The sequence below is a fragment of the Luteibacter sp. genome (assembly GCF_009912395.1).
Lineage (GTDB): Bacteria > Pseudomonadota > Gammaproteobacteria > Xanthomonadales > Rhodanobacteraceae > Luteibacter.
On record NZ_WNDO01000021.1, the window covers coordinates 8,752 to 22,836 of the forward strand.

1 protein-coding gene (only partly in view) is annotated in these 14,085 nt (G+C 65.4%); it reads right to left on the reverse strand.

Features of this window, described 5'->3' with window-relative positions; genetic code table 11:
• A protein-coding gene (locus GAK28_RS17485; RefSeq protein ID WP_291782086.1) for a non-ribosomal peptide synthase/polyketide synthase crosses the window boundary here: on the reverse strand, positions 1–14,085 show its end. The gene runs 17,601 nt beyond the window's last position; 14,085 of the gene's 31,686 nt are visible here — the last part of the coding sequence; the start codon falls outside the window, past its right edge — the gene reads right to left on this strand; its stop codon occupies positions 1–3.

The following is a 14,085-nucleotide window of genomic DNA, read 5'->3' on the forward strand; positions in this document are numbered from 1 at the left end:
TCACTCTTCGTCAACCACCAGATCGCTCAGGCGACGCGCGGCGTCTGACACCGGCCCACGACGATCCGCTGCCGTCAGGGCATGCTCCAGCACCGGACCGATATGCCTGAGCGCGGGTCGCTGCATCATCTGGTGATGCTCGCAGGCGACCTCGTGCACCTCGATGTCGCCGGTGATCACCCGCCCCCACACGCGAGGCGGAGGCGCCTTGCCCGCGTTGACCGTCGCCCGGAAGAACAGCATGTCGCCTTCGAAGGTTCGATGCCTGAAATCCAGGAGCAACCGTGGTGCAAGCTCGAACTGGGCGATGAATCGTTCGAAGAACGACTCGTCCAGGCTATCCCTGACCTGGTACATGCCGAAGTCTTCAAGATACTTCACCACCAGTGCCCGCATGTCGTCGTTCGTCGCTTCGGACGGTCCCTGCGCGATCGCCTTGCGAACGTCCGCTTCGTCGACGGGGTGGCTGTCCAGCATGGTCAGCAGCCCCACTTCCTCGCCTTCGTCCTGGAGTCGGGTCGCCATCGCATGGACAATGTGGCAGCCGAGGGACCAACCCAGCAGATAGTACGGTCCTTCCGATTGCACGCTGCGTATCTGCGCGAGGTAATCCTCCGCCATGGCCTCGATCGTCCCGGCCGCCCGCTCCGGCTCGCTCAGGGCACGCGCCTGCAACGCGTAGAGCGGACGATCCCGTAGGTGCGCCAGCAAGCTGGCGTACATCCATCCTGAGCCGCCGCCAGGGTGTACGCAGAAGAGCGGACGACCACGCCCTGTCGAGCGCAATGGCAGGAGGACATCCAGCGCGCCCCCACCCTCGATACGGTCGCCGCCCAGGTCGATGCGGGCGGCCATCGAGGCGAGCGTCGGTGCCTCGTACAACGACGCCAGGCTCAGGTTGCAGCGCAGTTCGTCGCGCACGAGGCTGAGCAGGCGTGTGGCCGACAACGAATGCCCTCCCAGGGCGAAGAAGTCGTCGTGACGTCCTACCTGCTCTACACCGAGCAACGCCTGCCAGATCCCGGCCAATATCTCTTCCACGCCCTCCCGTGGCGCTTCGTAGCGCTCGCGGGCGTAGGCCTCGTCGTCCGGAACCGGCAACGCGCGATGGTCCACCTTGCCGTTCATCGTGAGCGGCAAGGCGTCCAGTACGACAAAGGCCGAAGGCAGCATGTAGTCGGGTAGCTCCTGCGCAAGCCGCGCACGCAGTGCCGCGACGGCGTCCGCCTGCCCCCAGGACCGCTCCAGCGTCACATAGGCCACCAGCCGCTTGATCCCTGCGCCATCCGGTATGGCGACGACGAAGGCATCCTTCACGGCCTCTTGCTCCAGCAGGCGCGACTGGACTTCTCCCAGTTCGATGCGGAAACCACGGATCTTCACCTGGCCATCGTTGCGTCCCAGGAAGACGAGGTTGCCGTCGGGCAGGTAACGCGCGAGGTCGCCCGTGCGATACATCCGCGCCCCCGGCGCATCGCTGAACGGATCGGACAGGAAGCGCTCCGCCGTCAATTCCGGACGGTTCCAATAGCCGATGGCCACGCCATCGCCGCCGATGAAGAGCTCGCCCACCGCGCCCGGTGGCACCAACTGGCCACGCTTATCCAGCAGGTAGGCCGTGGTGTTGGCGATGGGTCGACCGATCGGCACGTTGTCCACGTCGTCCGCCACATGCCGCACGGTGTACGTCGTAGCATAGGTCGTGGTTTCGGTCGGGCCGTAGCAATGCACCAGTTGCAGATCCTTCGCCCCCGCGAGCAGATGGCGGAACGCCGAAGGCTCGGCACGTTCACCGCCGCACATGAGTACCCGCAGGTTCGCCAGCGCACGAGGTATCTCGCGCACGTACTGATTGAAGATCGCCGTGGTGACAAACAGCACCGTGATTCCGGTTACCTCGATCGTCTTCGCCACACGGACCGGATCCAACAGCACATCGCGCGGAACGACGACGAGGCAGGCGCCATGGAGCAAGGCGCCCCACACTTCCACGGTGCTCGCGTCGAAGGCCGGATTCGCGGCCAGGGCAAACCTGTCACTGGACGCGAACTCCGCGTATCCGTTGTTGAGCACCAGCCGACTGATGCCACGCTGCGGCACGACCACGCCCTTGGGCGTACCGGTCGACCCCGAGGTGTACATGAGATAAGCAGGTGATGCCCCCGTCGTGGAATGGTCCACCAGCGCACCGTGGTCACCCGGAAACGCGTGTTGGTGAATGTCCAGGCTGGGCACCGATTGCCCATCCGGAGCAACATCGCCTTCGTCCACGAGAACCAGGCGCACCTCGCCATCGGCGATCATCCACAATTGCCGATCCGCTGGCGTTTCCGGGACGATCGGGAGGTAGGCAGCGCCACAGCGAAGTACGGCCAGCTCGGCGACGACCAGGGCGATACCCCGGCCTGCGCGGATCGCGATGACATCGCCAGGACCGGCACCATGATCGTGCAGGGCATGGGCCAGCACGTTCGAACGCCGGTCCAGTTCCGCATAGCTCAGCTGGATATCGCCTTCGACGATGGCCGGTGCGTCCGGTGCGCGGGCGACCTGCCGGGCGAACAGCGCATAGAGGCCCTCATTCGCCGGATACGCGCGTCGGGTGGCGTTCCAGGTGTCCAGCAGGAGATCACGTTCTTTCTGCGGAAGAATCGCCAAGGTCCCAACAGGTTCGACCGACGCCACTTCCAGCGCCTCGGCCAGCGACTCCAGCGCGCAGCGCATGTAGCCACATATCGCCTGCGGACGTACCGCCGATATCGCCTGTGCGGTGAGCCCCAGCGCATTCCCGTGATCCTCCACCGAAAGCACCAGCGGATAGTTCGTACGCTCTTCCGCGCTGAGCATTCGGATATCTGGGCCAGTTTCCTCGATCGACGGCGCCACGAATGGCGTGTTATGCCGGTAGTTCAGCAAGGTATTGAACAGCGGTGTCGGAGATCTCACCCCGCTGCAACGCTGTGCGAGGGCCAATGGCGCATGTTCGTGCTGCAGCAAGTCGGCGAGCTTGCGGTGGGCGAGCTTCACGCTATCCAGCACGGGCGTATCGTCCAGGTCGAGACGGATGGGCAGCGTATTGATGAACAGGCCCATCGCGCGGTCGGCACCGGCGCCGCCATGCATGCGCCCGAACAGCACCGTGCCGAACACCGCCGTATCCTGCCCGCTCGTGCGTGCCACCACCTGGCCCCAGGCCAGGTGGCAAAGGCTGGCGAGGCTTACGCCATGGCGACGGGCCTGTTCGCGCAGGCGGCGGTTCAACTCGGGCGACAGTGGCTCGTGCCACTCCTCTACCGGCTCGCCTGGCGCGACCGTGCCGTCCAGTCCGAACGCCAGGCTGGCCGTGTCGATGTCGCCCAGTTGCTCACGGAAATATGTCTCGTGGGCCGCCTCGCCAAGACCGAGCCTGGCTTGCGCCACGAGACCACGGAACGGCTGGGCCATCCCCAGCGTTTCCGCCTGGCCGGCGAGGATCGCCCTGATCTCCTTGAAGAGCACCTCCAGGCCCGAGTGATCCATGATCAGATGGTGCATGCTCTGCGCCACGAGCCAACGCCCCTGTTCCGCATCGTGAGCGACGTCGTAGCGAAGCAACGGTGCCTGGGTCAGGTCGATGCGATGGCGCGCAGGATCCACGGCCGCCATCAGCTGATCCATGACCGAACCATGCGCCGGGTCGAACGACCGCTCCGCCACCGGCAGCGTGGCTTTGCGCCACACCACCTGGGCCGGTTCGGGTAGGCGATCCCAGGCAAAGGCCGTACGCAGGATGTCGTGGCGGTCCACGACCTGCTGCACGGCAGACAGGAAACGATCCAACTCGGCACGGTCGCCAAACGACAGCAAGACACGTTGCAGGTAGGGATCGCCCTGCCCCGCCAGCTGATGGTGGAAAAGGATGCCATCCTGCAAGGGCGACAGGCCGTAGATATCCTGGATGTTGGCGACACCTCCCGGCACCTTCGCCACGATTCGGTCGATATCCGCCTGGCCGAGGTCGATCAGCGGAAGCATCGCCGGCGTGATGGCATGAACGCCCTCGACGATGAGGTTGTCCGGCACCATCACCTCATGATGGCCGCCCAGCATGGCCGCCAGCTCGCGCAGGTTCGGGGCGGCGAACAACGCGCGCACCTCCATGGAAAGACCGACGCGACGCAGTTGCTCCATATGCTGCACCGCCAACAGCGAATGCCCGCCCAGAGCGAAGAAGTTATCGTTGCGGCCGACCTTCTCCACCTTCAGCAAGCCCTGCCAGATGCGGGCGAGTGCCTGCTCCACGGCCCCTTGCGGCGCTTCGAAGCGTTCGCGGACAAAGGCATCGCCATCCGGCACGGGCAACGCACGACGGTCGAGCTTGCCGTTGGGCATCAAGGGCAAGGCATCCAGCACCACGTAGGCCGCCGGCACCATGTAGTCCGGTAGCGCGCGGCTGGCCGCCGTGCGCAGCGCGGCGACGAGGTCCTCACGCTGCGCTGCGGCCCGCGGTACGACATAGGCCACCAGGCGCTTTTCGCCCGCATCCTCACGGGCGAGCACGACCACGTCGCTCACCTCGGAATGTTCGGCTAGTCGTGCCTCGACTTCACCCAGTTCGATCCGATAGCCACGGATCTTCACCTGGTCGTCATTACGCCCCAGGAACTCGAGATTGCCGTCAGGCAGGTAGCGCGCGATATCGCCCGTCCGGTACATGCGCGAACCGGGTTCGCCATGGAACGGATCGACGAGGAACCGCTCGGCAGTCAACGCCTGCCGGTTAAGGTAACCGCGCGCCACGCCATCGCCGCCGATGTACAGCTCACCTGCCGCTCCGCGCGGTACCGGCTGACCGAACCCATCCAGCAGGTAGATCCGGGTATTCGCCACCGGGCGGCCGATGGGGGCGATCGCCGTCGTCACGTCTGCGGCATGGCTCCACGAGGTGGCGTCGATGGTGGTCTCGGTCGGACCGTACAGATTGACCACCTTGTCCCACATCGCATTCGCACGATGTGCGTGTGCATCGAGCTTCAGCGGTTCACCACCGCAGAACAGCAAGCGCACACCATCGATATCGCCGCACTGGAAGAACAGAGGCAGCATCGAGGGAATGAGCTGCACGATGGATATCGTGTGCTCGATCACATGCCGGTGCATCGCCGCCACGTCGCGCATCGCTTCGCGTGGCAATACCACGGCGGTCGCACCCACGAGCAGCGGTGTCCACAGCTCCCATACCGAGGCATCGAAGGCGATGGACGTACGCAGCAGGAAGACGTCGTGGGAGGTGAAGCCGAACCGACCCACCTGCCAGTACAGGTGATTGATGAAGTTACGATGCTCGACCATCACCCCCTTGGGCGTACCCGTGGAGCCGGAGGTATAGATCACATAGGCCAGATGATCGGCGCGCAACCCTTCGATGACTGGGTCATGGTCAGGTTGGCGATCCTTTTCGGACAACAGCGTATCGAGATCGAGATGCATGATATCCGCGAGCACCTCGTCGCCCAACGCTCGGCGCCCTTCATCGTCAGCGACGAGCAGGCGGGGGCCCGCATCGCGCAGGATCCGTCCCAGGCGATCCGCGGGATAGGCCGGATCGAGCGGCACGTAGGCTCCTCCGGCCTTGAGGATCGCGAGCAGTCCCACCAGCATGCCGGCACCACGCTCCATGCACAGCGCCACGCGGTCATCCGGAACGACGCCCATGGCGATCAGTGTGTGAGCGACGCGATTGGCCGACGCGTTGAGCGTGGCGTACGTCATCCGCGTATCGCCCGAGATCACCGCGACGGCATCCGGTGTACGGGCGGCCTGGGCCTCGAACATCTGGTGAATGCATTGGTCGCTCGGATAGTCGCTCCTCGTGGTATTCCAGTCTTCCAGGAGCAACCGCCGTTCGGCATCACCGAGCACATCGATGCGCCCAAGGGGCTGTTTGGCATCGGCGGCCATGGCGGTGAGCACGCGTAGCAGAGCCTCGCGATGGCGTTCCATCGTCCCCGCATCGAACAGTGCCGTCGCATAGCGCAACTCGCCCTGGAGCTGGCCGTCGCGCTCACCGATGTTCAGCTCCACGTCGTACTTCGCCGGATTCCACGATGCCGTCAGGCTTTCGCGGGTGACACCGGGGAGCACGTCCTGCCCTTGATCGCCCGATTCCCAGGTCAGCATCACCTGGAAGATCGGGGTGTGGTCGAGATGACGCGGCGGTTGCACCACGTCCACCACCTGTTCGAAAGGCAGATCCTGGTGAGCCTGTGCCTGCAAGGCCACCTGCTTCACCTGTTCCAGCACGTCGGACACGCTGGGCGAGCCCGCCAGGTCGATCCGTAGCGCCAGGCTGTTGACGAAGAAGCCGATCAGGCCTTCGATCTGTGCATGACCGCGGTTGGCCGTGGGAATACCGATCACCAGATCGTCCTGCCCCGACAGCCGGCCCAGGACACTCGCCCAGGCCGTCAACACGACCATGAACGGTGTAGCGCCATGGTCGTACGCGAGAGTTTTCAGGCGCGCGCTGGTAGAGGCATCCAAGCACACCGGCAAGCTCGCGCCGTCGAAGCTCTGCTGCGGCGGACGCGGCCGGTCGGTCGGCAGGGCCAGCAATACGGGAGCTTCGGCCAGCTGACGCTTCCAGTAGGCACGTTGCATCGCAAGCCGCTCACCCTGCAACCAACTCCGCTGCCACGCTGCGTAGTCCGGATATTGGATATCCATCGTCGGCAACGGATCATCGGCACCCTGCGTGAACGCCCGATAGAGCGAGGTAAGCTCCTGCGCGAGTACGCCCATCGACCAGCCGTCGGACACGATGTGGTGCTGCACGAGCACGAAGGCCTGGTCGTTCGCGCCCAGGGATATCCAGTGGGCACGAATCAACGGTCCACCGGCGAGGTCGAACGGCGTGTCGATATCCTCGACGAACAGGCGTTGCAACGTGGATACCTGATCCGCGTCGCCCGTGAGATCGTCCTCGCGCCACGGCATGCCGCGCCCCGCATCGAGCAAGCGGACCTGGGGCTGGCCCTCGACGCTCACGAAGCGACTGCGCAAGGCTTCGTGGCGCGACCAGATGCGGTCCAGACTGCGACGCCATGCCGTTTTGTCCACCTGCCCACGCAGGCGAAGACCCAGCACCACATGATATGAGGCGCCGATATCGTCCATCTGCGACAGGAACCACAGACGCTGCTGGGCAAAAGACAAGGGAAGCGCGCCGTCGCGCGATATCGCCTCGATACGTGTCTGCACCCCGGATGCGGCACCCAGATGGCTCGCGATGGCGTCGGCAAGCTGTACCAGCGTCGGCGCGGTGAACAGCACGGGCAGCGGCAGTTCAATGCCGAACTGGGCCGGCAGACGACCGAGCAGGCGAACGGCCAGCAACGAATGACCGCCGAGGATGAAGAAATTGTCGTGGCGACCGATCTTCTCCAGGCCCAGCAGATCCCGCCAGATCGCGGCCAGGGTCTCTTCGATCTGACCCTGAGGAGGCTCGTAGGCTTCCCGCGGGAAAGCCGAGTCGTCCGGCAACGGCAAGGCCTTGCGATCCAGCTTGCCGTTTGCCGTTAGCGGTAGCACATCAAGCGCCACGAAGGCCGACGGCACCATGTAATCGGGTAGCTGCTGACCGAGGTGTTTGCGCAAGGTCGGAATCAGCGCTTCGGCATCGCCCCCGTCCTGTGGCACCACATAAGCCACCAGACGCTTCTCGCCCGCACCGAACGCCCGTGCCACCACGGCTACGTCGCGTACATCGTCCCGTTCGCGCAAGCGGGCCTCGATTTCGCCCGGCTCGATGCGGTAGCCACGGATCTTCACCTGCTCGTCGTTGCGGCCCAGGTACATCAACTGGCCGTCGTGCAGGTAGCGCACAAGATCACCCGTGCGGTACATGCGTGCCCCGGCTACAGGGCTAAAGGGATCGGTCAGGAAGCGCTCGGCCGTCAGCTCCGGACGATTCCAGTAGCCACGAGCCACCCCGATACCGCCGACATAGAGCTCACCCACGGCCCCCAACGGCACCGGTTGCTGGTGTGCGTCGAGCACGTACAAGCGCGTGTTCGCAATCGGTCGGCCAATGGATGGATTCGTGTCGCCCGGACGCACCGCGCCCGAGGTCGCCACCACCGTCGTCTCGGTCGGACCGTAATTGTTGGTGACCTTCAGCGACGCTGGCAGCGATGCAGGCAAGGCATTCAAGCGATCGCCGCCGACCAGCAGGTGACGCAGGCCGGTCGGTAACCGGTCCTCCATCGCCAATTGAGCCAACGGCGTCACAAGAAACGCGCTGTCCGTCGCCTGCGCGCTCCACCATGGCAACAGCAAGGCATGGTCGCGATTCGCCGCCCTGGGCGGCAATTGCAGGGTCGCGCCACTGGCCAGCGCAGGCCAGATTTCCCACGCGCTAGCGTCGAAGGCCATGCCGGCCGTCGCCGTCGTACGCTGGCCGGGAACCAGATCGAAGGTCCGCGCGTGCCAATCGATCAGGTTGGCGAACGAACGGTGTTCGACCATCACGCCCTTCGGCGTGCCGGTCGAACCCGAGGTATAGATCAGGTAGGCCAAGTGGCGGGACGTCAGCCCGTCCACCCGCGGATTCGTCGACGGTTGGGTGGACCATGCCTCCGGCGCATCCAACGCCAGGCAAGCGACATCGCCCAAGGCCTCGCGACCCGCCGCATCGGCCAGCAACAACGCCGGCTGCGCGTCGTTCAGCACGTAGTTCAGGCGCTCGCTCGCGTACGCGGGGTCCAGCGGCACATAAGCACCGCCGGCCTTGAGGATCGCCAACAGTCCCACGACCAAGTCCACACTGCGTTCGGCGCAAAGTGCCACGCGAGCATCCGGCACCACGCCCAGCGTGATCAGCCGGTGCGCAAGACGGTTCGCCTTGGCATTGAGCTCCGAGTAACTGACCCACTCGTCGTCCAGTACCAACGCGAGCGCATCGGGATGACGCAGGGCCTGGGCTTCGACCAGCGCGTGGATGCACACGTCCTGCGCGAACACACGTTCCGTGGCGTTCCAGGTGTCCAGCAACAGGCGGCGTTCGGCAGCAGGGAGGATCGACAACTCCCTCGCCGGCTTGCCTGGGTTCTGTTCCAGCGCCTCGGCTAGGCTCTCCAGCGCCGTATGCATGTAAGCGCCGATAGCGGCAGGTTCGAGGGGATGGGCCGCCTGTACCGTGAGGCCCAGGGCATCGCCATGGTCTTCGACCGAGAGCACCAGCGGATAGTTGGTGCGCTCTTCCGCCGAAACCACCCGGATATCCAGGCCATCGTCCACGGTGGCCTCTGCCGCCAGCTCGCGATTGTGCCGATAGTTGAGCAGTGCGCTGAACAGTGGCGCCGGCGCCTCCACGCCACTGCAACGCTGGGCGAGCGCCAGTGGCGCATGTTCGTGCAGGAGCAGGTCGGCCAGCTTGCGATGGGCGTGTTTCAGGGCATCCGTCACCGACGTGCCATCCATGTCCAAACGGATCGGCAAGGTATTGATGAACAGGCCCATGGTGCGGTCGGCGCCTTCGCCGCCGTGCATACGCCCGAACAACACTGTGCCGAACACCGCGGTCTCCTGCCCGCTCGTGCGTGCCACGACCTGGCCCCAGGCCAGGTGGCAAAGGCTCGCCAGGCTCACGCCGTGACGGCGGGCCTGCGTACGCAGGCGCTCGTTGAGCGACGCGGGCAGGCCCTCATGCCATTCCGCGACCCGCTGGCCTTCGCCGTGCACCTCCACCATGCCGAACGGAAGGCTCGGTGTATCGACATCGCCCAACTGTTCACGGAAGTGGTTTTCGTGGTCCCGCTCGCTCAGGCCAAGGCGCGCCTGGGCGATGAGGTTGCGGAATGGCAAGGCCGCGCCCAAGCGTTCCGCGTGACCGGCAAGGATCGCCTTCACCTCGCCCAGCAAGACCTCCAGGCCCGAATGGTCCACGATCAGGTGATGCATCCGCTGCACGACGTACCAGCGATCGTCGCCGGCATCTTGGGCGATGTCATAGCGCAGCAGGGGTGCACGGGAGAGATCGACGCGATGATGCGTCGGGTCGACACTGGCCATCAATTGGGCGGCGACAGGACCCGTCGCCGGGTCGAACGCCCGCTCCGTCACCTGGAGCGTGGCCTTGCGCAGCACGACCTGGGCCGGCTCTGGCAAACGGTCCCAGAGGAAGGCCGTACGCAGGATGTCATGGCGGTCCACCACCTGCTGCACGGCAACGAGGAAGCGGTTCAACGCCTCGCGCTCACCAAACGAAAACAGCACGCGTTGCAGGTACGGATCGCCCTGTTCCGCCAGAAGGTGGTGGAACAGGATGCCGTCCTGTAACGGCGACAAGCCATAGATGTCCTGGATGTTCGCCACGCCGCCGGGCACCTGCTCGACGATCCGGTCGATGTCCGGTTGCGACAATCCGATCAGCGGAAGCATGGCAGGTGTGATCGCCCGCGTATCCCTGTCGATCCGGTTGGACGGTACCGCTACTTCGTGGTTGTCGCCCAGCATGGCCGCCAGCGCGCGCAGGCTCGGCGCGGCGAACAGCGCACGCACCTCCAGCGACAGTCCTTCGCGGCGTAGCCATTCCATATGTTGCACGGCAAGCAACGAATGGCCGCCCAGCGCGAAGAAGTTATCGTTGCGACCCACGCTCTCCACGCCGAGCAGTTCCTGCCAGATGCGCGCCAACGTTGCCTCGATCTCGCCGTCGGGAGCTTCGTAACGCTCGCGCACGAAGGCCTCATAGTCCGGCGCGGGCAAGGCCTTGCGATCCAGCTTGCCGTTGGGCGTCAGGGGTAGCGCGTCGACGGGCACGAAGGCCGACGGCAGCATGTAATCGGGAAGCGCATGACCAGCATGGGTACGCAGGTCGGCGGCGAGGTCGCCGCGATTCGCTCCGTCACGTGGCACGACGTAGGCCACCAGGCGCTTGCCGCCGTGGCGATCGTCCAGGGCGACCACCGCGACATCGCGCACGTCCGCATGCTCCAGCAGACGCGCCTCGATTTCGCCCGGCTCGATACGATAGCCGCGGATCTTCACCTGCTCATCGTTGCGGCCCAGGTAGACCAGGTTACCGTCCGGCAGGTACCGCGCCAGATCGCCCGTGCGGTACATCCTCGCGCCCGGCACCGTGCTGAACGGATCGACCAGGAAGCGCTCCGCCGTCAGTTCCGAGCGATTCCAGTAACCCCGCGCCACGCCATCGCCACCGATATACAGCTCGCCCACCGCGCCCAAGGGCACTGGCTGCCGATAGGCGTCGAGCAGGTAGAGACGTGTATTGGCGATCGGCCGGCCGATCGGCACCACCTCCGTTTCCTCGCCGGTGGCCTCGTAGATCGCGCAACCGACCACGGTCTCGGTCGGGCCGTATTCGTTGACCATGCGGATGCCGGGTTGCAGGCGTTTCCAGTCAGCCACTACCGATGGCGGCAGCGCTTCGCCACCGATCACCAGCAGATCAATACGGCTGGACGCACCGCGTGCACGCAGACCTTTGCCAAGCAGGTCGAGATGGCTCGGTGTGATCTTGACCAGGCCACCCTGCGCCTGCACCTGCGTTTCCAGTTCGTCGATCTCCCGTCCCGAACCGAGCAGCAGGACTTCGCCGCCACTGACCAGCGGCACGATCAGGCTGGTGACGGTCGCGTCGAAGGCCAGCGACGACGATACGGTCGCCCTGCCCGGCGCGTACGTCTCGATGGCCCAGTACAGGTAGTTCACCGCGCCGCGATGCTCGATCATCACGCCCTTGGGCGTGCCGGTCGAACCCGAGGTGTAGATCATGTAGGCCAGGTTCCGCGAGGTGAGGCCCAACACGACCGGGTCCGTCTTCGGGTGCTCGTGCCATGAGGCTTCATCCTCCAGCGCCACGTGCGACAATGTCGACGGCACCGGATCGAGCACATCGCGCCCCTTCCCGTCGCAGAGCAACAAGGCAGGCTCGGCATCACGCAACATTTGCGCGAGACGATCGCCTGCATATGTCGGATCGAGCGGCACGTAGGCGCCACCAGCCTTCATGATCGCCAGCAGGCCCAGCACCATGCCGACGCCACGCTCGGCGCACAGCGCCACGCGGTCGTCGGGGTGGATGCCTCGTTCGATCAGTGCGTGGGCCAGCCGGTTGGCGCGGGTGTTGAGTTCGGCATAGCTCAACCGCTCTCCTCCCGCGATCAACGCCAACGCGTCCGGCGTACGGGATACCTGGTCCTCGAACAATTGATGGACGCAGGTGTCTTGGGGATAGGCGCGCGCCGTCGTATTCCAGGTATCGAGCAACAAGTGCCGCTCATCGGCAGGCAGGATCGACAGTTCACCGACCGGCCTATCCGGCGTGGTATCAAGCGCCATCGCCAGGCTTTCCAGCGCCACCTGCATGTATCCGCAGATCGCTTCGGGGCGCAGAGGCGATACGACCTGCGCCGTGAGGCCCAAGGCATCGCCATGGTCTTCCACCGACAAGGTCAGCGGATAGTTCGTGCGTTCCTCGCCGCCGATGACTTCGATGCCGAGATCGTCATGCTCGACCGCGTCACCGTCGATGGGACGGTTATGCCGGTAGTTCAGCAACGCGCTGAACAACGGAGCGGGAGCCTGCACACCGCTGCACCGCTGGGCCAGGGCCAACGACGCATGCTCGTGCTGCAACAGGTCGGCCAGCTTGCGATGGGTACGTTTCACGCTCTCCAGCAGCGGCGTGGCGTCGAGGTCCAGGCGGATCGGCAAGGTATTGATGAACAGGCCCATGGCCCGATCCGCACCCTCGCCGCCATGCATGCGACCGAACAACACCGTACCGAACACGGCGGTGTCCTGGCCGCTGGCACGCGCCACCACCTGGCCCCAGGCCAGGTGGCACAGGCTTGCCAAACTGACGCCGTGGCGTCGTGCCTGTTCGCGCAAGCGGGTATGGAGAGCGTCCGGAAGCAGCGCATGCGCCTCGCCCACCTGCTGCCCGTCGCGATGCACTTCGGCAAGGCCGAACGGGAGGCTGGGTGTATCGACGTCGCTCAGCTGCCCACTGAAATACGCTTCGTGCGCGGCGTCCTGCATACCCAGTCGCGCCTGGGCTACCAGGTGGTGGAACGGCTGCGCCGGCTTCAGGCCCGCGCCCTGTCCGAGCAACAAGGCACGCACTTCACCGTAGAGTATCTCCAGGCCCGAGTGATCGCCCACCAGGTGATGCAGACGCTGCACGGCGTGCCAACGGCCGTCTTGCGGATCCTGCGCGATGTCGTAGCGAAGCAGGGATGCCTCGCCGAGATCGATGCGGTGATGGCGCGGGTCCACGGCGGTGCGCAACTGATCCGCGACGGTGCCGTTCGCCGGATCGATGTCCCAATGGGTCACCGCGACGCTCGCCTTCCGCCAGACCACCTGGGCCGGCCGGGAGAGCTGGTCCCAGACGAAACCCGTACGCAGGATGTCGTGCCGGTCCACCACGTGTTGCACGGCGACCAGGAAGCGATCCAGCAGGCCACGGTCCGGGAACACGAGCTGGGCGATCAGCAGGTACGGATCGCCCTGCTCCGCCAGCAGATGGTGGAACAGGATGCCGTCCTGCAAGGGCGACAAGGCGTAGATGTCCTGCACGTTCGCCACGCCCCCCGGGACGCGGGCCACGATGCGGTCGATGTCCGCCTGGGTCAGTTCGATCAGCGGCAGCATGGCCGGCGTGATGAACGAGGTATCCCGCAGGATACGGTTCTCGGGTACCACCACTTCGCGATGCTCGCCGAGCGAGGCGGCGAGTTCGCACAACGTGGGCGTGGAGAACAGCGCGCGCACTTCCACGGAGAGTCCTTCGCGACGCAGGCGCTCCATATGCTGGACCGCGAGCAGCGAATGGCCGCCGAGGGTGAAGAAGTTATCGTGCCGGCCGATCGTCTCCAGGCCCAGCAGCTCCCGCCAGATCGCCGCCAGGGTCTCCTCGATCGGGCCCTGCGGCGCTTCATACGTTTCCCGCGCGAAGGCCGAGTCGTCCGGTAGCGGCAACGCCTTGCGATCCAGCTTGCCGTTCGGGGTCAGGGGCAGCGCGTCCAGCGCCACGAAGGCGGAAGGAACCATGTAGTCGGGCAATTGTTGGCCCAGCTG